At 56.9% G+C, this 20,376-nt stretch carries 24 protein-coding genes; 21 read left to right on the plus strand and 3 right to left on the minus strand.

From position 1 onward, the window contains the following. Nucleotides 1-188 precede the first annotated feature (188 nt). The 8 genes from mdcA to mdcH all read left to right on the plus strand — a co-directional run bounded on the left by mdcA (nt 189) and on the right by mdcH (nt 7,244). Nucleotides 189-1,844, plus strand: coding sequence for a malonate decarboxylase subunit alpha (mdcA, locus tag QQF33_RS11605; RefSeq protein WP_285154738.1), 1,656 nt, complete (start codon nt 189-191; stop codon nt 1,842-1,844). Next, entirely contained in the window at nt 1,844-2,701 is an 858-nt protein-coding gene (locus QQF33_RS11610) for a triphosphoribosyl-dephospho-CoA synthase (RefSeq protein WP_285157846.1), read from the plus strand. The genes mdcA and QQF33_RS11610 overlap by 1 nt, the downstream gene beginning before the upstream one ends. Before the next feature lie 9 nt (nt 2,702-2,710). Next, the gene (mdcC, locus tag QQF33_RS11615; protein WP_282493496.1) at nt 2,711-3,010 is read left to right on the plus strand and encodes a malonate decarboxylase acyl carrier protein; all 300 of its coding nucleotides are present in this window, start codon (nt 2,711-2,713) and stop codon (nt 3,008-3,010) included. Beyond that, nucleotides 3,003-3,836 (plus strand): biotin-independent malonate decarboxylase subunit beta, encoded by an 834-nt coding sequence (locus QQF33_RS11620; RefSeq protein WP_285157847.1) that lies wholly within the window; start codon nt 3,003-3,005, stop codon nt 3,834-3,836. The genes mdcC and QQF33_RS11620 overlap by 8 nt, the downstream gene beginning before the upstream one ends. Next, complete coding sequence (gene mdcE / locus QQF33_RS11625) at nt 3,836-4,636, plus strand: biotin-independent malonate decarboxylase subunit gamma (protein ID WP_285148697.1); 801 nt, start codon at nt 3,836-3,838, stop codon at nt 4,634-4,636. Before QQF33_RS11620 ends, mdcE begins: the two co-directional genes overlap by 1 nt. Nucleotides 4,637-4,768: 132 nt before the next feature. Continuing rightward, a complete protein-coding gene (locus tag QQF33_RS11630; RefSeq protein ID WP_282493494.1) occupies nt 4,769-5,728 on the plus strand; it encodes an AEC family transporter in 960 nt (319 codons plus the stop codon). A gap of 2 nt (nt 5,729-5,730) precedes the next feature. Next, nucleotides 5,731-6,348 carry a malonate decarboxylase holo-ACP synthase gene (locus QQF33_RS11635; RefSeq protein ID WP_285148663.1) on the plus strand — a complete coding sequence of 206 codons (618 nt, stop codon included), beginning with the start codon at nt 5,731-5,733 and terminating at the stop codon, nt 6,346-6,348. Beyond that, nucleotides 6,348-7,244, plus strand: coding sequence for a malonate decarboxylase subunit epsilon (mdcH, locus tag QQF33_RS11640; protein ID WP_285148661.1), 897 nt, complete (start codon nt 6,348-6,350; stop codon nt 7,242-7,244). The genes QQF33_RS11635 and mdcH overlap by 1 nt, the downstream gene beginning before the upstream one ends. 82 nt (nt 7,245-7,326) lie before the next feature. Here the strand turns inward: mdcH and QQF33_RS11645 are convergent, their stop codons facing one another. Beyond that, nucleotides 7,327-8,259, minus strand: a complete 933-nt coding sequence (locus QQF33_RS11645; RefSeq protein WP_282493491.1) for a LysR family transcriptional regulator — start codon at nt 8,257-8,259, stop codon at nt 7,327-7,329. 14 nt (nt 8,260-8,273) lie between these two features. After that, nucleotides 8,274-10,178 (minus strand): ABC transporter ATP-binding protein, encoded by a 1,905-nt coding sequence (locus QQF33_RS11650; protein WP_285157848.1) that lies wholly within the window; start codon nt 10,176-10,178, stop codon nt 8,274-8,276. A 121-nt stretch (nt 10,179-10,299) separates the two neighbouring features. Between QQF33_RS11650 and kefG the strand changes: the two genes are divergently transcribed. The 4 genes from kefG to slyD all read left to right on the plus strand — a co-directional run bounded on the left by kefG (nt 10,300) and on the right by slyD (nt 13,558). Continuing rightward, nucleotides 10,300-10,854: a glutathione-regulated potassium-efflux system ancillary protein KefG gene (gene kefG, locus QQF33_RS11655; protein WP_282493489.1), complete on the plus strand. Its 555-nt coding sequence runs from the start codon at nt 10,300-10,302 to the stop codon at nt 10,852-10,854. Beyond that, nucleotides 10,854-12,659, plus strand: coding sequence for a glutathione-regulated potassium-efflux system protein KefB (kefB, locus tag QQF33_RS11660; protein WP_282493488.1), 1,806 nt, complete (start codon nt 10,854-10,856; stop codon nt 12,657-12,659). The genes kefG and kefB overlap by 1 nt, the downstream gene beginning before the upstream one ends. Before the next feature lie 10 nt (nt 12,660-12,669). After that, nucleotides 12,670-12,870: a YheV family putative zinc ribbon protein gene (locus QQF33_RS11665; protein ID WP_100778640.1), complete on the plus strand. Its 201-nt coding sequence runs from the start codon at nt 12,670-12,672 to the stop codon at nt 12,868-12,870. Nucleotides 12,871-12,964: 94 nt separating this feature from the next. Further along, the gene (gene slyD / locus QQF33_RS11670; protein WP_285157849.1) at nt 12,965-13,558 is read left to right on the plus strand and encodes a peptidylprolyl isomerase; all 594 of its coding nucleotides are present in this window, start codon (nt 12,965-12,967) and stop codon (nt 13,556-13,558) included. 57 nt (nt 13,559-13,615) lie between these two features. Here slyD and QQF33_RS11675 read toward each other — a convergent pair whose 3' ends face one another. Next, a complete protein-coding gene (locus QQF33_RS11675) occupies nt 13,616-13,834 on the minus strand; it encodes a protein SlyX (protein ID WP_095283678.1) in 219 nt (72 codons plus the stop codon). Nucleotides 13,835-14,070: 236 nt separating this feature from the next. Between QQF33_RS11675 and fkpA the strand changes: the two genes are divergently transcribed. From fkpA to QQF33_RS11720, 9 genes are all read left to right on the plus strand, one after another. Beyond that, a complete protein-coding gene (fkpA, locus tag QQF33_RS11680) occupies nt 14,071-14,892 on the plus strand; it encodes an FKBP-type peptidyl-prolyl cis-trans isomerase (protein WP_282493486.1) in 822 nt (273 codons plus the stop codon). Nucleotides 14,893-15,056: 164 nt separating this feature from the next. After that, entirely contained in the window at nt 15,057-15,779 is a 723-nt protein-coding gene (locus QQF33_RS11685; protein WP_095283676.1) for a helix-turn-helix transcriptional regulator, read from the plus strand. Continuing rightward, complete coding sequence (gene tusD, locus QQF33_RS11690) at nt 15,779-16,165, plus strand: sulfurtransferase complex subunit TusD (protein WP_285157850.1); 387 nt, start codon at nt 15,779-15,781, stop codon at nt 16,163-16,165. The genes QQF33_RS11685 and tusD overlap by 1 nt, the downstream gene beginning before the upstream one ends. Next, nucleotides 16,165-16,524, plus strand: a complete 360-nt coding sequence (gene tusC / locus QQF33_RS11695; protein WP_282493484.1) for a sulfurtransferase complex subunit TusC — start codon at nt 16,165-16,167, stop codon at nt 16,522-16,524. Before tusD ends, tusC begins: the two co-directional genes overlap by 1 nt. A gap of 7 nt (nt 16,525-16,531) precedes the next feature. Next, nucleotides 16,532-16,819: a sulfurtransferase complex subunit TusB gene (gene tusB, locus QQF33_RS11700; protein WP_282493483.1), complete on the plus strand. Its 288-nt coding sequence runs from the start codon at nt 16,532-16,534 to the stop codon at nt 16,817-16,819. A 123-nt stretch (nt 16,820-16,942) separates the two neighbouring features. Continuing rightward, nucleotides 16,943-17,317 (plus strand): 30S ribosomal protein S12, encoded by a 375-nt coding sequence (gene rpsL / locus QQF33_RS11705; RefSeq protein WP_000246815.1) that lies wholly within the window; start codon nt 16,943-16,945, stop codon nt 17,315-17,317. A gap of 96 nt (nt 17,318-17,413) precedes the next feature. After that, on the plus strand, nt 17,414-17,884 hold the full coding sequence (gene rpsG, locus QQF33_RS11710; RefSeq protein WP_004106370.1) for a 30S ribosomal protein S7: 471 nt from the start codon (nt 17,414-17,416) through the stop codon (nt 17,882-17,884). 95 nt (nt 17,885-17,979) lie between these two features. Then, complete coding sequence (gene fusA, locus QQF33_RS11715; protein ID WP_282493482.1) at nt 17,980-20,094, plus strand: elongation factor G; 2,115 nt, start codon at nt 17,980-17,982, stop codon at nt 20,092-20,094. Nucleotides 20,095-20,162: 68 nt separating this feature from the next. Next, nucleotides 20,163-20,376, plus strand: a 214-nt coding sequence (locus QQF33_RS11720; protein ID WP_227256966.1) for a GTP-binding protein, incomplete at its 3' end; no start/stop codon positions are given.

Consider the following 20,376-nt stretch of genomic DNA (forward strand, 5'->3'; position numbering starts at 1 on the left):
GCCATTTCTGCCACCTCTGCCATTTTTTCACCCGTCGCGAACTGATCTCGATCACAAATCTTTACCTCGATTATTACTCTCAGGCTAATGATTCCGCTCTACGCTTAATTGATGCCTTTCTCACCAGAGCGCACACTTTGTTCAGCGTTAAGCAAATCAGAATGATGTGCTGAATCAGGAGGTTAATAATGTTATCTGGGCAAACACCCGCCCGGGTCTGGAACACGCGACGCACCGAAAAAGCGCGCCGCCTGGCTTCCGTCCCGGTGCAAGGCAAGGTTCTGCCGACCGACGATCTCGTCGCCATGCTGGAAAAACTGATTGCTCCGGGCGACAAAGTCGTCCTTGAAGGCAACAACCAAAAGCAGGCCGATTTTCTGTCCCGCTCACTCGCTGAAGTGAACCCGCAAATCGTGCACGACCTGCATATGATCATGCCGAGCGTCGGTCGCAGCGAACATCTCGATATCTTTGAAAAGGGCATCGCCCGCAAGCTCGATTTCTCTTTCTCCGGCACCCAGAGCCTGCGTATTTCGCAGCTGCTGGAAGACGGCCAGCTCGAAATCGGCGCCATCCACACCTACATCGAGCTTTACTCCCGTCTGTACGTCGATCTTTCGCCGAACGTGGCGCTGATTGCCGGGTTTAAAGCCGACCGCAAAGGCAACCTCTATACCGGCGCGAGCACCGAAGACACCCCGGCGCTGGTCGAAGCCGCGGCGTTCCACGACGGGATCGTCATCGCCCAGGTGAATGAGCTGGTGGACGACGAATGCGATCTGCCGCGCGTGGATATTCCGGGCTCGTGGATTGATTACGTGGTTGTCGCCGACAAACCGTTCTTCATCGAACCCCTCTTTACCCGCGACCCGCGCCTCATCAAGCAAGAACACATCCTGATGGCGATGATGGCGATCAAAGGTATCTACGCGGAACACCAGGTGCAGTCCCTGAACCACGGCATCGGCTTTAACACCGCGGCGATTGAGTTGCTGCTGCCGACCTACGGCGAACAGCTCGGCCTGAAAGGCAAAATCTGTAAACACTGGACCCTGAACCCACACCCGACGCTGATCCCGGCGATTGAAAGCGGCTGGGTGGAGAGCGTGCACTGCTTCGGCGGCGAACTGGGGATGGAAGAGTACATCCGCGCCCGCCCGGACGTGTTCTTCACCGGTGCCGACGGCTCGATGCGCTCTAACCGCGCCTTCTGCCAGCTGGCAGGCCAGTACGCGGTGGATATGTTTATCGGTTCGACGCTGCAGGTGGATGGCTACGCCAACTCCTCAACCGTGACCCGCGGTCGTCTGTCGGGCTTCGGCGGCGCGCCAAACATGGGCCACGATCCGCACGGTCGTCGTCATGCTACGCCTGCGTGGCTGAACATGATTACCGAACCGGACCCGATGCAGCGCGGTAAAAAGCTGGTGGTGCAGATGGTCGAAACCTTCCAGGCGGGCGTGAAACCGACCTTCGTGGAAAAACTCGACGCCGTTGAAGTGGCGAAAGCCTCCGGCATGCCGCTGGCACCGGTGATGATCTACGGGGATGACGTGACCCACGTTCTGACCGAAGAGGGGATTGCCTACCTCTATCGCGCCGAAAATCTCGAAGAGCGCCGCGCGATGGTCGCCGCCGTCGCCGGGATCACCGACATCGGCCTGGGCGTGGACGCCAAACGCGTCGCCGCACTGCGCCAGAGTGGCAAAGTGGTCTACCCGGAAGATATGGGCATTCGCCGTACCGACGCGACCCGCTCGCTGCTGGCAGCCGGCAGTGTGGCTGACCTCGTGGAATGGTCTGGCGGTCTCTACAACCCACCTGCGAAATTCCGGAGCTGGTAATGAAACTTCTGCCCCAGATTCAGGTTGAAGGCGGTGCCGAATGGCTGGCGCGAACCGCCACGCAGTGTCTGATTGACGAAGCACGATTAAGCCCGAAACCCGGTCTGGTGGACAGTCGGGGGAACGGCGCACACCTGGACCTCACGCTTGCATTAATGGAGCGGTCCGCGCACAGCCTGACCCCTACGTTTCAGGCGCTGGCGCAGCAAAGCTGGCAGCGTCCGGCGGACATTGCGCTCAGACAAACCATCGGGCGGCTGGGTCGCGAAGGCGAGCAGCAGATGATGGCCGCCACCGGCGGAGTCAATACCCATCGTGGCGCGATCTGGGCGCTCGGACTGCTGGTCAGCGCGATAGCGATGCTCGGCGGCGACGCCAAACCGCAGACCGTCGCCATGCGGGCTGCGGAGCTGGCAAAGCTGCCGGATGACGCAGCACCGAAAGTGTTCAGCAAAGGGCTTCGCGCCACGCACCGCTATCGCGTGCCGGGGGCGCGTGAAGAGGCGCAGCAGGCGTTCCCGCATATTTTGCAGCGGGCGCTGCCCCAGCTTCGTCTCAGTCGCCTGAACGGCAGCAGCGAAACGCATTCAAGGCTCGATGCGCTGATGGCGATCATGACCTCGCTCACCGACACCTGCGTGCTGTCCCGCGCCGGAATGGAAGGGCTGGAGACCATGCAGGACGGGGCTCGCGCCGTGCTGAACGCGGGTGGAACCGCTGCGCCAGAAGGCCAGCGTGCCCTAGAGCTGCTCGACCGCCAGATGCTGGCGCTCAATGCCTCACCGGGTGGTGCCGCCGATCTGCTCGCCGCCACGCTGTTCCTCGACCGCGTCGAGACGCCTTATTCAAAGCATTAAGAGGATGTTATGGAAAAAATCACATTAACCGTGCCAGCCAGCCGCGTATTGAGCGGCAGGGCGCTGGCAGGGGTTGTCGGTTCCGGGGATATGGAGGTGTTATTCACCGCCGACCCGAGCCAGACCTTAACCATCAATATCACCACGTCCGTCGACAACAGCCGTGGTCGCTGGGAAGCGCTGTTCAACCGTCTGCAAACCGTGAGCAGCCTGCCTGCCGGTACGCTGACCATTCACGACTTTGGCGCAACCCCGGGCGTGGCCCGTATTCGTATCGAACAGGTATTTGAAGAGGTGAGCCATGCGTGACGATCGCAGTTTTATCGAATTGAAAGCGCGCCAGCGTGCTCACGCTCTGCTGGACGACGGCAGCTACCGCGAACTGCTGGACCCGTTTGAGGGCATCACCTCCCCGTGGCTCGGCGCACAGGGGATCGTCCCGCAGGCAGACGACGGCATGGTGGTCGCGAAAGGGACTATCAACGGTCAGCCTGCGGTGGTGGTGGCGATTGAAGGCGCGTTCCAGGGCGGCAGCATGGGCGAAGTCTCAGGGGCCAAAATGGCGGCGGCGCTGGAGCTGGCGGCAGAAGATAACCGCAACGGCATTCCGACGCAGGCCGTCCTGTGCCTCGAAACCGGCGGCGTGCGCCTGCAGGAAGCTAACCTTGGGCTGGCGGCGATTGCCGATATTCACGCGGCGATTGTCGATTTACGCCGCTATACCCCAGTCGTTGGGATTGTCGCCGGGACCGTCGGCTGCTTCGGCGGGATGTCGATCGCCGCCGCGCTGTGTAGCTATCTGATTGTTACCCGCGAAGCGCGTCTCGGCCTGAATGGCCCGCAGGTGATCGAGCAGGAAGCCGGGATTGACGAGTACGACTCCCGCGACCGTCCGTTTATCTGGAGTATGACCGGCGGCGAAATCCGCTACGAAAGTGGTCTGGTGGATGCGCTGGTGGGCGATGGCGTCAACGCAGTGAAAAAGGCGATGAACGACGTGCTGGCTAAAGGCGTTCCGGCAAAACATCGCACCGATAACTACGACGACTATCTGACTCGTCTGAGCCACTTCGATACCCGCAAACAGGCGGATACCGAACAGATCCACGCCCTTTTTGCCCGGGAGGTGAAATGATGACTAACTCAATCAGCCGCGGCGAACTCTGGCTGCAAACCCTCGCCCCGAATGCTCAGCGCTTGCCAGGCTTATGCCCGTCCGTGCAGGCGGCAGATGGCGAACTTAACGGTGAAAGCGTGCGTTTTGTCGCCGTGGTGCCGGATGCGAATAACCATTTCCCGCGCGCTGCGCAGGGTGAAGTGGGGCTGCTGGAGGGCTGGACGCTGGCGAAAGTGGTCAGCGAAACCATCGCGGCGGACGCCGATAAAGCTGTTAAACGCCCGATTGTGGCGGTGATTGACGTGCCGAGTCAGGCGTATGGCCGTCGCGAAGAGGCGTTCGGGATCCACCAGGCGCTGGCCGGTGCCGCTGCAGCCTATGCCAATGCGCGTCTGGCCGGTCATCCGGTGATTGGCCTGATCGTCGGCAAAGCGATGTCCGGCGCGTTCCTCGCTCACGGCTACCAGGCGAACCGCCTGATCGCTTTTAACGACAAGGGCGTGTTGATTCATGCGATGGGCAAAGAGTCCGCCGCGCGTATCACCCTGCGCACCGTCGAGGCGCTGGAAAAACTGGCGGCGACCATCCCGCCAATGGCGTATGACATCAGTAACTACGCCACCCTGGGGCTGCTGGCCGATCTGCTGGATATCAGCAACCCGGACGCCCCTTCCGACACCGATCTGGCGCAGGTGAAATCCACCCTGCAACAGGCCATCAACGACGCGCGTCAGGACACCACGCTGAAAAGCCGTTTGGGTGCTGACAACCGCCGCAGCTCTGCTCTGGTACGCGAACGTATGCGAGCAAGCTGGTAATCAGAAAAAAGTCCTGCCAGATGCAGGCCCCGTGGGCGCACTCGCTGCGCCTGCGCGGGAACCTGCATCCTGAAAATAATAATCATCGCGCCAGTGCTATTTCTTTTTAAATGACAGGTTTACAGGTGATTTATGACTTATGTAATTGTTCATGCTCTTGCTCCGATTTTTGTCATCATGCTGCTGGGATTCTGGGCCGGTAAGGCCAAAATGGTCGACAACAAAAATGTCTCCCTGCTGAATATCTTCGTGATGGATTTTGCGCTGCCCGCCGCGCTGTTCAGCGCGACCGTACAAACGCCGTGGACCGGCATTCTCGCTCAGTCACCGCTGATTCTGGTGCTGACTCTGGCGATGTGGATCACCTATGCGGCAATCTACTTCCTTGCCACCAACGTCTTTAAAAAATCCCCGCAGGATGCCGCCGTGCTGACCCTGACGGTGGCACTGCCGAACTATGCGGCGCTCGGTCTGCCCATTTTGGGCAGCGTGTTGGGTGAAGGTTCGGCGACGTCGCTCTCTGTGGCGGTCTCCATCGCCTGTGGTTCCGTGCTGATGACCCCGTTCTGCCTGCTGATTCTGGAGCGTGAAAAAGCGCGTGCCGAAGGGAATACCAGCGGTTCGACGCTGGCGATGCTGCCGGTGCTGATGTGGCGCTCCATCAAAAAACCGATCGTGATGGGCCCGCTGCTGGGGGTGATTCTGTCGGCTATCGGCATCAAAATGCCGGAACTGGTTCTCGCGGCCATCAAACCGCTTGGCCTGGCGGCGACCGCGGCGGCGCTGTTCCTGACAGGGGTGATCCTCTCTGCGCGTAAACTGCAGATCAACACCATGGTCATCACCTCTACCATTGCCAAGCTGCTGATTCAGCCGGCGATTGCCTGGGGTCTGGTGCTGATTTTCGGCCTGCACGGCAGCGTGGCGATCACCGCGATCCTGATGATTGCACTCTCCGCCGGTTTCTTCGGCGTGGTGTTCGGCAACCGATTTGGCGTGCAGTCCCCTGATGCAGAAGCGGTGCTGCTGTTGAGCTCGGTCCTGTGTATCCTGTCGCTACCGCTGTTTATCTCGCTGACTTCAGGAATGTAATCATGACCACAACATTACGCCCGCACGATCTTATCTGGCTTACCGCGCGCGACGCGCTGGAAGGTATCACCGAATCCTGGGTGGATGGCGTGTGGCATACCGGTTTGCCTGTGGTGGTGCGGCGTGATGTTGACGGCAACGGACGCATACCTGTCGGTGTGCGCGGTCTGAAACGCGACCAGCGTGCCGCCGGATGGGTGAAGCCCGAGTGCGTGACGCGCGTGGTGTCGCCTGAAGATCTGAGCGTGGCGACCGACCTGCTGCGCTCGCCGTTTATCACTCAGCCCCCGGTTCAGGTGGCGTTCCAGCTGGCGCAGCAGGCGTGGCCATGGACGTGGGGCATCACGGGAAGTGCCGGGTACGCGCTGGCAACGGGCGTACCGGTGATTCATGCACAGAGCGATCTCGATCTGCTGATCCGCGCGCCAGAGTCTTTACCGGCGGCGGAGTTTGAGCGCTGGGCGGTTCAGCTCGGCAGTGCGCTGTGCCGCGTGGACACGCAGGTGGAAACCCCTCTCGGCGGTTTCGCCCTGAACGAGTGGCTGCGCGACGGTAAAGCGCTACTGAAAACGCACACAGGGCCGCGCCTGGTGGCCGACCCGTGGAACAGGGAGGCGTGATGAAAATTTTGTTTACCTTTCCGGGGCAGGGGACGCAGCGTGCGGGCATGCTGCAGGACCTTCCGGGAACGGAGCTGGCGACAGCGCGCGAAGTGCTGGGCGCAGAAGCGGATCTGCTGGATTCCTCCGGGGCCCTGGAACATACCCGCGCGGTGCAGCTTTGTCTGCTGATTGCTGGCGTTGCCTGGGCGCGCGAGCTGGAACGACGCGGCGTGACGCCGGATATCGTCAGCGGTCTGTCGATTGGTGCCTATCCTGCGGCGGTGATCGCCGGTGCGCTGGAGTTCACCGACGCATTAAGGCTGGTGGCGCTGCGCGGTGATTTGATGGAACAGGCGTATCCGCACGGCTACGGGCTGACGGCGATCATGGGGCTGACTTTGTCTCAGGTAGAGAGTCTGATCGCAGGCACGGGCTGTTACATCGCCAATCTCAATGCGGAAACGCAGATTGTGATTGCGGGCTCCGATGAGGGGATGGCGATCGTGGCAAAACGCGCGCTGGAGAAGGGGGCGAACAAAGCCCATCGTCTGGCGGTGAGCGTGCCGTCCCATTGTGAGCTCCTCGCGGAACCGGCGCAGAAACTGGCGGAGGCGTTTAGCCGGGTGACGCTTTCGCGTCCGCGCTGTGCGTATCTCAGCGGCAGTACCGGACGGGTATTGTGGCAGCCGGAAAAGATTGCCGATGATTTAGCGATGAACATGGCGCGCACGGTGCGCTGGCAGGAGGCGGTGATTTCCGCCAACGAGCGCGAAGCGCGGCTGGCGATTGAGATGCCGCCCGGCGGCGTATTGACCTGCCTGACACGGCAGGCGGCGTGGGACGGTGAAGCGATTTCGCTGGAGCGCAGCGGCGTGGACGTGGCGGTCCATCTGGCGAAGCGGCTGCGCGGATAGCCTTTTTGCCCGATGGCGCTGCGCTTATCGGGCCTACAAAACCGTAGGCCGGGTAAGGCGCAGCCGCCACCCGGCAAAACCATCAGGCACTCTCCTGCAAACTGCGCGCATACATCCGCCCTTCGGCGGCTAACGCTCGCAGGCTCGGGTCTTGCTCGCGGTTGCGGGCAAAGACAATCGCGATCAGCTGCTGCATCTGGTACGGCTGCGCGAGCTTCAGCAGTTGCACCGAATTCTCGTACACCTTTTTCATCCTGCCTGGCATCAGCGTAAAACCCACGCCCGCCTGCACCAGACTTAACATCGAAAAGATATCATTCACCCGGGTGACGATTTCCGGCTCAAAACCGGCGATCTGGAACGCGTCCTGAAAACCGGCGTAGGTCGCAAACCCTTCCGCCAGCGAGACGAATTTCTGATCTTTGTAATCACGCAGATCCGCCAGCCCGCTGCTGTTCAGTTTGGCGGAGGCGGGGGCGGCGAGAAAAATGTCGTCGTGGAACAGAGGCAGCACTTCGAGGGTATTGCGGTCAATATCGCTTTCGGAGATGGAGATCAGAATCGCGTCCAGCGAGCCTTCGTCGAGCAGATGAAGCAGGGTGTCGTTCGAGCCCATCGTCAGATCCATTTCCAGGTCCGGACGGCGCAGCTTCATTCCCATTATCAGACGCGGCACGGTTTCCATCGTCAACGAATAAAGCGTGCCGACGCGCAACCGTCCCTGACCAATCCCGGCGATTTTGCGCGACTCTTCCAGCCCGCGCTCCATTACCTGCATCACTTCCTGACAATACTCCAGCAGCGTCCAGGCGGAGGGCAGGGCAATCAGATTGCGGCCTTTATGGGTGAACAGCGGGCAGCGAACGTTCTCTTCCAGGGTATGCAGGGCGCGATGGACGCTCACACCGCTCAGACCAAGCGCCTCGGCGGTGCGGGCGATATTGCCCTTTTCCATGAAGGTCATGAAAATACTCAGCTTGCGAAATGTAATGTCGCTCGTGATATCGATAGTCATAACCCTCCAGATTGTTAATCGCTTTGCAGCATCGCTTCCAGCTGTTCCTGGGCGTCCAGCCACGCCAATTCGCACTCTTCGAGGCCAGATTTGGTTTTAGCCTGAATCTGTAAGCACTCGGTCAGTTCGGCTTTGCGCGCCTGATCGTACAATTCGCTGTCGCCGAGCTTCTCTTCCACCGTGGCCAGCGCGGCGTGGAGTTTCTCCATCTCTTTTTCCAGACGGGTGATCTCTTTACGCAGCGGCTGGGTTTGGGTGCGCAGCTCGGCCTCGCGACGTTTCTGGTCTTTGCGCGCCTGCGCGCTGTTGGCGTTCTCTTTCGCGTCATCGGCAGGCTGGTTTTCCTGCTTCTGCACGTCCGTCAGCCACTGCTGGTAATCTTCCAGATCGCCGTCGAAAGGTTCGACTTTCCCGTCGTGAACCAGATAGAGGTCGTCGGTGGTGGAGCGGATCAGATGTCGGTCGTGCGAGACGACAACCAGCGCGCCTTCGAACTCGATCAGCGCTTCGGTCAACGCCTGACGCATGTCGAGATCCAGGTGGTTGGTCGGTTCATCGAGCAGCAGCAGGTTTGGACGCTGCCAGACGATCAGCGCCAGCACCAGACGGGCTTTTTCGCCGCCGGAGAAGCGTTCGGTGTTTTCGCTGACCTTATCGCCCTGGAAGCCAAAGCCGCCGAGGTAGTCGCGCAGTTTCTGCTCCATCTCCTGCGGGGCGAGGCGCGCCATGTGCTGGATCGGCGATTCATCGGCGCGTAAAAATTCCAGCTGATGCTGGGCGAAGTAGCCGAGCTTGATGCCTTTTGCCAGGCCGATATCGCCGCTGACCGGATCAAGTTCTCCCGCCAGCAGTTTGATGAGCGTGGATTTACCCGCGCCGTTACGCCCGAGCAGACCGATGCGCGAACCCGGTACCAGGTTGAGTTTGATGGAGTCGAGAATAATGCGCTCGCCGTAGCCCGCGCTGACCTTTTCCATTTTCAGCAGCGGGTTCGGCAGGCTCTCCGGCGCGCGGAAGCTGAAGTGGAACGGGTTGTCCACGTGCGCCGGGGCGATCATCTCCATGCGTTCGAGCATTTTGATGCGGCTCTGGGCCTGTTTCGCTTTCGAGGCTTTGGCCTTGAAGCGATCGACGAAGCTTTGCAGATGGGCCACGCGCTGCTGCTGGCTTTCGTACATCGCCTGCTGCTGTGACAGGCGCGTGGCGCGCTGACGCTCGAACGAACTGTAGTTGCCGGTGTATTCGAACATCGATTCTTGTTCGATATGAATAATCTTATCCACCACCGGGTCGAGGAAGTCGCGGTCATGGGAGATCAGGATCAGCGTGCCCTGATAGCTTTTCAGCCATTTTTCCAGCCAGATCACCGCGTCGAGATCGAGGTGGTTGGTCGGTTCATCGAGGAGCAGCAGATCCGAGCGGCAGACCAGGGCTTGCGCGAGGTTCAGACGCATACGCCAGCCGCCGGAGAAATCGCTCACCGGGCGTTCGAGCTGTTCGTTGCTGAAGCCCAGACCGTGCAGCAGGCTGGAGGCGCGCGAGCGGATGGTCCACGCGTCGATGGCGTCGAGCTTACCGTGAACCGTAGCGATGGCGTGGCCGTCGTTGCGCTCGTTAGCGGCGTTGAGTTCGGCTTCCAGCTTGCGGTATTCGCGGTCGCCGTCAATCACATAGTCGAGGGCCGGAACGCTCAGGGCTGGGGTTTCCTGGTTAACCCAGGCCAGCTGCCAGTTTCCCGGATAGGTGAAGCTCCCTGCATCGGCGCTCATCTCGTTTTTCAGAAGCGACAGCAGAGTGGATTTGCCGCAGCCGTTTTTGCCCACCAGACCCACTTTTTGCCCTGGATTAATGGTGGCGGTAGCGTTGTCCAGCAGGACGCGTACGCCGCGACGAATTTGTAACGAGGAGAAAACAATCATAGAGCGCCGTGTGTTCCGACTATGTTAAGTTGTCATTATAATGAGGTTAAATGTAATACCGCGCTTAGCGCAGGCGTGCCATGTTAGCCGAAAATGGCCATGATGACGACCCGGGAGGGGAATGATGTCCCAGACAGCAAAAGTGCTGCTGCTGTATGCCCATCCGGAATCTCAGGACTCGGTCGCCAACCGGGTTTTGCTCAAACCGGCTCGACAACTCAGCAATGTGACGGTGCACGACCTGTACGCGCACTATCCCGATTTTTTTATTGATATCCCGCACGAGCAGGAGCTGTTGCGTCAGCATGACGTGATTGTGTTCCAGCATCCGCTTTATACCTACAGCTGCCCGGCACTGCTCAAAGAGTGGCTGGACCGGGTGTTGACCCGCGGCTTTTCCAGTGGACCAGGGGGAAACCAGCTGGCGGGAAAGTACTGGCGGAGTGTCATCACCACCGGTGAACCCGAGAGCGCCTACCGCCACGACGGGTTAAACCGCTATCCCATGAGCGATATTCTGCGCCCTTTTGAGTTAACGGCGGCCATGTGCCGCATGCAGTGGATGAGCCCGATTGTGGTCTACTGGGCGCGCCGCCAGCCTGCACAGGAGCTGGCAAGTCACGCTAAAGCCTACGGCGACTGGCTGGCCTCACCGATTTTGACAGGAGGCCGCTGATGGAAGGTTCCGATCTGTTACTGGCAGGCGTGTTGTTCCTCTTCGCGGCGGTAGTCGCCGTGCCGCTGGCATCCCGGCTGGGAATCGGCGCGGTGCTGGGCTATCTGCTGGCGGGCATCGCGATTGGCCCGTGGGGGCTGGGGTTTATCAGCGACGTCGATGAAATCCTTCACTTCTCCGAGCTGGGCGTCGTCTTCCTGATGTTTATCATCGGCCTGGAGCTGAACCCGGCGAAACTCTGGCAGCTGCGGCGATCGATTTTCGGCGTGGGCGCCGCGCAGGTGCTATTCAGCGCGGTGATCCTCGGCGGGTTGCTGATGCTGACGGAATTCAAGTGGCAGGCGGCGGTGATCGGCGGGATAGGGCTTGCGATGTCCTCGACGGCGATGGCGCTGCAGCTGATGCGCGACAAGGGGATGAATCGCAACGAATCGGGCCAGCTCGGTTTTTCGGTTTTGCTGTTTCAGGATTTAGCGGTGATCCCGGCGTTAGCGCTGGTGCCACTGCTCGCCGGTTCCGGGGACGATCATTTTGACTGGATGAAGGTCGGGATGAAAGTGCTGGCGTTCGCGGGGATGCTGATTGGCGGGCGCTATCTGCTCCGCCCGGTGTTTCGCTTTATTGCGGCGTCGGGCGTGCGCGAAGTGTTTACCGCGGCGACGCTGCTGCTGGTGCTGGGGTCGGCGCTGTTTATGGATGCGCTGGGGCTGTCGATGGCGCTCGGAACCTTTATCGCCGGTGTGCTGCTGGCGGAGAGCGAATATCGCCACGAGCTGGAAACGGCCATCGACCCGTTTAAAGGGCTGCTGTTAGGACTGTTCTTTATCTCCGTGGGAATGGCGCTCAACCTTGGGGTGCTGTACACCCATTTGCTGTGGGTGGTGCTGAGTGTGGCGGTGCTGGTGGCGGTGAAAACCGGCGTGCTGTACGTGCTGGCGCGCATTTATCGTCTCAGGAGTTCAGAGCGCATGCAGTTTGCGGGCGTGCTGAGCCAGGGCGGAGAGTTCGCCTTTGTGCTCTTCTCCACAGCATCTTCGCAGCGTTTGTTCCAGGATGATCAGATGGCGCTCCTGCTGGTGACGGTAACGCTCTCCATGATGACCACGCCGCTGCTGATGAAGCTGATTGATAAATCCCTCTCGCGACGCTTTAATCCGCCGGAAGAAGAGGGCGAAACGCCGTGGGTGGAGGACGATAAGCCGCAGGTGATTGTGGTGGGCTTTGGGCGCTTTGGGCAGGTGATAGGCCGCTTGTTGATGGCGAACAAAATGCGTATTACGGTGCTGGAGCGCGATATCAGCGCGGTCAACCTGATGCGTAAATATGGCTACAAAGTCTATTACGGCGATGCCACTCAGCTTGAACTTCTGCGCTCGGCGGGCGCACAGGCGGCAGAGTCGATCGTTATCACCTGTAACGAGCCGGAAGATACGATGAAGCTGGTGGAACTATGTCAGCAGCATTTCCCGCATCTGCATATTCTGGCGCGAGCGCGGGGACGCGTTGAGGCGCACGAGCTGCTGCAGGCTGGGGTGAAAAACTTCTCGCGTGAGACCTTCTCCAGCGCGCTGGAGTTGGGCCGTAAAACCCTGGTGTCGCTGGGGATGCATCCACATCAGGCCCAGCGCGCCCAGCTGCATTTCCGTCGCCTCGATATGCGTATGCTGCGCGAGCTGATGCCGGTCCATAGCGATACGGCGCAGATCTCCCGCGTGCGGGAAGCGCGTCGCGAGCTGGAAGAGATCTTCCAGCGGGAAATGCAGAAGGAACGACGTCAGCTGGACGGCTGGGATGAATTCGAATAGAGGAAAAAGTATGGCAGTTCGTAAACGTTTTATTGCAGGTGCAAAATGCCCGTCCTGCCAGGCGCAAGATACGCTGGCTATGTGGCGTGAGAATAATATTGATATTGTTGAGTGTGTTAAGTGCGGGCATCAGATGCGCGAGGCGGACAAAGAGGTTCGCGAGCACGTTCGCAAAGAAGAGCAAGTGATCGGGATTTTTCATCCGGACTAGCGATATGCCCTCAGATTTTTTAAGCTAAAGGGTACACGGGTGCAGATTTCCGCTACAATCTGCGCCAGCAATTTTCCCACGCTCAGGAGATATCATGAAAGTAGCAAAAGACCTGGTGGTCAGCCTGGCCTATCAGGTACGTACAGAAGACGGTGTGTTGGTTGATGAGTCTCCGGTGAGTGCGCCGCTGGACTACCTGCATGGTCACGGTTCCCTGATTTCCGGCCTGGAAAACGCGCTGGAAGGTCACGTAGTTGGCGACAAATTTGATGTTGCTGTAGGCGCGAACGACGCTTACGGTCAGTACGACGATAACCTGGTTCAGCGCGTTCCTAAAGACGTGTTCATGGGCGTTGACGAGCTGCAGGTTGGCATGCGCTTCCTGGCTGAAACCGACCAGGGTCCAGTACCGGTTGAAATCACCGAAGTGGAAGACGAGCACGTTGTGGTTGACGGTAACCACATGCTGGCTGGCCAGAACCTGAAATTCAACGTTGAAGTTATCGCGATTCGTGAAGCGTCCGCTGAAGAACTGGCTCATGGCCACGTTCACGGTGCGAACGGTCACGACCACGATCACGACCACGGCCACGATGGTTGCTGCGGTGGTCACGGCCACGACCATGACCACGGTCATGAGCACGGCAAAGGTGGTTGTGGCGGTAACGGCGGTTGCGGCTGCCATTAATTTTTGGCTAAGCAGCGTGCACAAAAAAGCGGGATTAAATCCCGCTTTTTTTACGCCTCAATAATGAGGTGGTGGCGTCTCTTCGGCCTGTGAGGCGATGTGTGACGATTGACTCGCTTTCACTTTTTCCGTCAGCAGACGCAGAAGATCGCGCAGTTTGGCCATTTCCAGTTCGTGAGCCGTCACGGTCTGGTTCAGCTCATCTATGGTAACTTCCTGAAAAGCCAGACGGCTTTCCAGCTCGGCCAGCCGCGCTTCCATCGTAGTTTCTTGCATGATTGACCTCTCTTAAGTTTCGCACGCCTCAGGCGTTGGCGGCGGCGAATTTTACCCGAGTTTACTCCTGTGTACAGCATCCCGCCTTAAGGCAAGAAACTTATTTAAACAAAAATAGTCTGAAAAGAGGCGAGTTTAGGGAGAGTCTGTCTGTAGATTTCTTCTGCAACGTTCTATAGTACGCTTCTCATATACGTTTAATGCTGGGGTGAGAGGCCCCGGACCTGGAGAAATGGATGAAATCACTGTTTAAAGTAACGCTGCTGGCGACCACGATGGCCGTCGCACTGAATGCGCCGCTCTCTTTCGCTGCTGATACCGCTGCGAAACCTGCTGCAAGCGCAGACAGCAAAGCTGCGTTCAAAAATGACGACCAGAAATCAGCCTATGCGCTGGGCGCGTCTCTGGGTCGTTACATGGAAAACTCTCTCAAAGAGCAAGAGAAACTGGGCATCAAACTGGATAAAGACCAGCTGATCGCCGGGGTTCAGGATGCGTTTGCAGACAAGAGCAAACTGTCTGACCAGGAAATCGAACAGACCCTGCAGGCTTTTGAAGCGCGTGTGAAGGGCGCTGCTCAGGGCAAGATGGAACAAGACGCAAAAGACAACGAAGCGAAGGGCAAAGCCTACCGCGATACTTTTGCTAAAGAGAAGGGTGTGAAAACCTCTTCTACCGGTCTGCTGTATAAAGTAGAGAAAGCCGGTACGGGCGATGCGCCGAAAGACAGCGATACCGTAGTGGTGAACTACAAAGGTACCCTGATCGACGGTAAAGAGTTCGACAACTCATACACCCGCGGTGAGCCGCTCTCCTTCCGTCTCGACGGTGTTATCCCAGGCTGGACCGAAGGCCTGAAAAACATCAAGAAAGGCGGCAAAATTCAGCTGGTGATCCCACCGGATCTGGCTTACGGCAAAACAGGCGTTCCGGGTATTCCGGCTAACTCCACGCTGGTCTTCAACGTTGAACTGCTGGACATCAAACCGGCTCCGAAGGCAGATGCCAAACCGGACGCTGCAGCAGATGATAAAGCTGCAGACGCAGCGAAGAAGTAAAACGCTAAAAACCGCCGCCTTTAAGGCGGCGGTTTTATTATTGTGGGGCAGATATAATTAACACTGGAAAGCGTTACCTACGCTGTATTAATTTAGTTGTCCGTGTAAATATGAGCCTGCCCTGACAACCTAATGACAGGCTCCTGAAAAGGAGTGTTTTTTTCATGTCCAGGTCGCTTTTAACCAACGAAACCAGTGAACTCGATTTGCTGGATCAACGTCCTTTCGACCAGACCGACTTCGATATTCTCAAATCCTACGAAGCGGTGGTGGACGGGTTAGCGATGCTCATTGGCTCCCACTGCGAAATCGTATTGCACTCCCTGCAAGATCTGAAATGTTCCGCCATCCGCATTGCTAATGGTGAGCACACTGGCCGTAAAATTGGATCGCCAATTACCGACCTTGCACTGCGTATGCTGCACGACATGACCGGCGCGGACAGCAGCGTCTCCAAATGCTATTTTACTCGTGCCAAAAGCGGCGTTCTGATGAAGTCAGAAACGATCGCCATCCGTAACCGCGACCACCGCGTCATCGGGCTGCTGTGTATCAACATCAACCTTGATGTGCCCTTCTCTCAAATCATGAGCACCTTTGTTCCGCCTGAAACGCCGGAAGTGAACTCGTCGGTGAACTTTGCTTCCTCGGTGGAAGACCTCGTCACTCAGACGCTGGAGTTCACCATCGAAGAGGTGAATGCCGATCGCAACGTATCGAACAACGCCAAGAACCGCCAGATCGTGCTGAACCTCTATGAGAAAGGTATTTTCGATATTAAAGATGCGATTAACCAGGTGGCCGATCGCCTGAACATCTCCAAGCACACGGTTTATCTCTACATCCGCCAGTTCAAAAGCGGTGATTTCCTGGGACAAGAGAAGTAATGCGTTTTGCCATCATGGTGACGGGGCCGGCTTACGGTACTCAGCAGGCCAGTAGCGCTTTGCAATTCGCTGAGGCGTTGTTGGCTGCCGGGCATCAGCTGGAGAGCGTTTTTTTCTATCGCGAAGGGGTCTACAACGCGAATCAGTTGACCTCACCAGCGTCGGATGAGTTTGATCTGGTGCGCGCCTGGCAGAATCTCAATGAACAGCAGGGCGTCGAGCTGCACATCTGCGTAGCGGCGGCCTTGCGTCGCGGCGTGACGGATAACGCAGAAGCTGAGCGTCTCGGTCTTGCGGCGGCGAACCTCCAGCCTGGATTTTCTCTGAGTGGATTAGGGGCGCTGGCGCAAGCGGCGCTGACCTGCGATCGGATGGTGCAATTCTGATGAACCGCATTGCATTTGTATTTACTTCCGCCCCTCACGGCAGCGCGGCGGGCAGGGAAGGGCTGGATGCGCTTTTGGCAACCTCGGCGCTGACGGAAGATATCGGCGTGTTCTTTATCGGTGATGGCGTGTTCCAGATCCTGGCTGGGCAACAGCCTCAGCAGATTCTGGCGCGGGACTATATTGCGACCTTTAAAGTTTTACCGCTTTACGACATTGAGACATTCTGGGTTTGTGCGGCCTCTTTAAAAGAGCGCGGGCTGGATGAAAACAGCGCCATGGTGCTGGACGCCACCGTCATTTCCCCACAAGCGTTACGCGAACAACTCTCCCATTATCAAACTGTTCTGACTTTCTGAGGCCGTCATGCTCCATACCTTGCGCCACTCCCCGTGGCAGTGCGACATCGAAGGGTTACTGAGAATGCTGGGTGAAGGCGACGATCTGTTGCTGATCCAGGACGGTGTTCTGGCCGCAATTGAGGGCAGCCGCTTTGTTGAAATTCTCAACAATGCCCCCATTACTGTCTCTGCGCTAAAGGAAGACATTGCTGCTCGTGGCCTTGTTGGTCAAATTTCAGCCAAAATCGACGCGGTTAGCTATACTGATTTCGTCAATCTGACGGTGAAACACGCCACTCAAATGAGTTGGTGAGGCGAGATCGCTGTATATTTCTTGACACCTTTTCGGCGTGGCCCTAAAATTTCGCGTCCTCATATTGTATGAGGCGATTTATTACGTGTTTACGAAGCAAAAGCTAAAACCAGGAGCTATTTAATGGCAACAGTTAACCAGCTGGTACGCAAACCACGCGCTCGCAAAGTTGCAAAAAGCAACGTGCCTGCGCTGGAAGCCTGCCCGCAGAAACGTGGCGTATGTACTCGTGTATATACCACCACTCCTAAGAAACCAAACTCCGCACTGCGTAAAGTATGCCGTGTGCGTTTGACCAACGGTTTTGAAGTGACTTCCTACATCGGTGGTGAAGGTCACAACCTGCAGGAACACTCCGTGATCCTGATCCGTGGCGGTCGTGTAAAAGACCTTCCGGGTGTTCGTTATCACACCGTTCGTGGTGCGCTCGACTGCTCCGGCGTTAAAGACCGTAAGCAAGCTCGCTCCAAGTATGGCGTGAAGCGTCCTAAGGCTTAATGGTTCTCCGTTAAGTAAGGCCAAACTGATTTATCTTAATGTCAAACTAAACTCTTTGAGTTTTGGACAATCCTGAATTAACAACGGAGTATTCCCATGCCACGTCGTCGCGTCATTGGTCAGCGTAAAATCCTTCCAGATCCTAAGTTCGGATCAGAACTGCTGGCAAAATTTGTAAATATCCTGATGGTAGATGGTAAAAAATCTACTGCAGAAGCAATCGTATACAGCGCGCTGGAGACCCTGGCTCAGCGTTCTGGTAAAAATGAACTGGAAGCTTTCGAAGTCGCTCTCGACAACGTTCGCCCAACTGTAGAAGTTAAGTCCCGCCGCGTTGGTGGTTCTACTTATCAGGTTCCAGTTGAAGTTCGTCCGGTTCGTCGTAATGCTCTGGCAATGCGTTGGATCGTTGAAGCTGCTCGTAAACGCGGTGATAAATCCATGGCTCTGCGTCTGGCGAACGAACTTTCTGATGCTGCAGACAACAAAGGTACTGCAGTTAAGAAACGTGAAGACGTTCACCGTATGGCAGAAGCCAACAAGGCGTTCGCACACTACCGTTGGTAATCCCTTCGGAGTCATAGTCACCAGGCGGGCGCTTCAGAGAAGCCGCCCGCTCTGGGTTACTTAACTGAACGCCAAAGAATCAAACGAGGAATCAAATGGCTCGTACAACACCCATCGCACGCTACCGTAACATCGGTATCAGTGCGCACATCGACGCCGGTAAAACCACTACTACCGAACGTATTCTGTTCTACACCGGTGTAAACCATAAAATCGGTGAAGTTCATGACGGCGCAGCCACCATGGACTGGATGGAACAGGAGCAGGAGCGTGGTATTACCATCACCTCCGCAGCGACTACTGCATTCTGGTCAGGTATGGCTAAGCAGTATGAACCGCATCGCGTAAACATCATCGACACCCCGGGCCACGTTGACTTCACTATCGAAGTTGAACGTTCCATGCGTGTTCTTGATGGTGCAGTAATGGTTTACTGCGCAGTTGGTGGTGTTCAGCCACAGTCTGAAACCGTATGGCGTCAGGCTAATAAATACAAAGTTCCACGCATCGCGTTCGTTAACAAAATGGACCGTATGGGTGCTAACTTCCTGAAAGTTGTTGGTCAGATCAAAACCCGTCTGGGCGCGACTCCGGTTCCGCTGCAGCTGGCAATTGGTGCTGAAGAAGGTTTCACCGGTGTTGTTGACCTGGTGAAAATGAAAGCCATCAACTGGAACGAAGAAGATGCAGGCGTCACCTTCGTTTATGAAGATATCCCAGCAGACATGCAGGCACTGGCCGAAGAATGGCACCAGAACCTGATCGAGTCCGCTGCAGAAGCTTCAGAAGAGCTGATGGAGAAATACCTGGGTGGTGAAGAACTGACTGAAGAAGAGATCAAGAAAGCTCTGCGTCAGCGCGTTCTGAACAACGAAATCATCCTGGTAACCTGTGGTTCTGCGTTCAAGAACAAAGGTGTTCAGGCAATGCTGGATGCGGTAATTGATTACCTGCCATCCCCAGTAGATGTTCCTGCGATCAACGGTATCCTGGACGACGGTAAAGACACTCCGGCTGAACGTCACGCAAGTGATGAAGAGCCGTTTGCTGCACTGGCGTTCAAAATCGCTACCGACCCGTTCGTGGGTAACCTGACGTTCTTCCGCGTGTACTCTGGCGTGGTTAACTCCGGTGACACCATCCTGAACTCCGTGAAAGCGGCACGTGAGCGTTTCGGTCGTATCGTACAGATGCACGCGAACAAACGTGAAGAGATCAAAGAAGTTCGTGCGGGCGACATCGCTGCTGCAATCGGTCTGAAAGATGTGACTACTGGTGACACCCTGTGTAACCCAGATCACCCGATCATTCTGGAGCGTATGGAGTTCCCAGAGCCGGTAATCTCTATCGCCGTTGAACCGAAAACCAAAGCTGACCAGGAAAAAATGGGTCTGGCTCTGGGCCGTCTGGCTAAAGAAGACCCATCATTCCGCGTATGGACTGATGAAGAATCTAACCAGACCATCATCGCTGGTATGGGTGAACTGCACCTCGACATCATCGTTGACCGTATGAAGCGTGAATTCAACGTTGAAGCTAACGTGGGTAAACCTCAGGTTGCTTACCGCGAAGCGATTCGTGCGAAAGTTACCGATGTTGAAGGTAAACACGCTAAGCAGTCTGGTGGTCGTGGTCAGTACGGTCATGTTGTTATCGACATGTACCCACTGGAGCCGGGCTCAAATCCGAAAGGTTACGAGTTCATCAACGACATCAAAGGTGGTGTAATTCCTGGCGAATACATCCCTGCCGTTGATAAAGGCATCCAGGAGCAGCTGAAGTCTGGTCCACTGGCTGGTTATCCGGTAGTAGATCTGGGTGTGCGTCTGCACTTCGGTTCTTACCATGACGTTGACTCCTCTGAACTGGCGTTTAAACTGGCCGCTTCTATCGCCTTCAAAGATGGCTTTAAGAAAGCGAAACCAGTTCTGCTTGAGCCTATCATGAAGGTTGAAGTTGAGACTCCGGAAGAGAACACTGGTGATGTCATCGGTGACCTTAGCCGTCGTCGTGGTCAGCTGAAAGGTCAGGAATCTAACGCTACTGGCGTTCAGATTCATGCTGAAGTTCCGTTGTCTGAAATGTTCGGATACGCAACTCAGCTGCGTTCTCTGACCAAAGGTCGTGCGTCTTACTCCATGGAATTCCTGAAGTATGATGATGCGCCTAACAACGTTGCTCAGGCCGTAATCGAAGCCCGCGGCAAATAAGCCCCGGGGTTAAAAACCAAAATCCCGTGTCCCCTCGGTGAGGGGGCACTATAGTAAGGAATATAGCCGTGTCTAAAGAAAAATTTGAACGTACAAAACCGCACGTCAACGTTGGTACTATCGGCCACGTTGACCACGGTAAAACTACCCTGACTGCTGCAATCACTACCGTTCTGGCTAAAACCTACGGTGGTTCTGCTCGTGCATTCGACCAGATCGATAACGCACCAGAAGAAAAAGCTCGTGGTATCACCATCAACACTTCCCACGTTGAATATGACA

This window comes from Lelliottia wanjuensis (assembly GCF_030238365.1).
Classification (GTDB): domain Bacteria; phylum Pseudomonadota; class Gammaproteobacteria; order Enterobacterales; family Enterobacteriaceae; genus Enterobacter; species Enterobacter wanjuensis.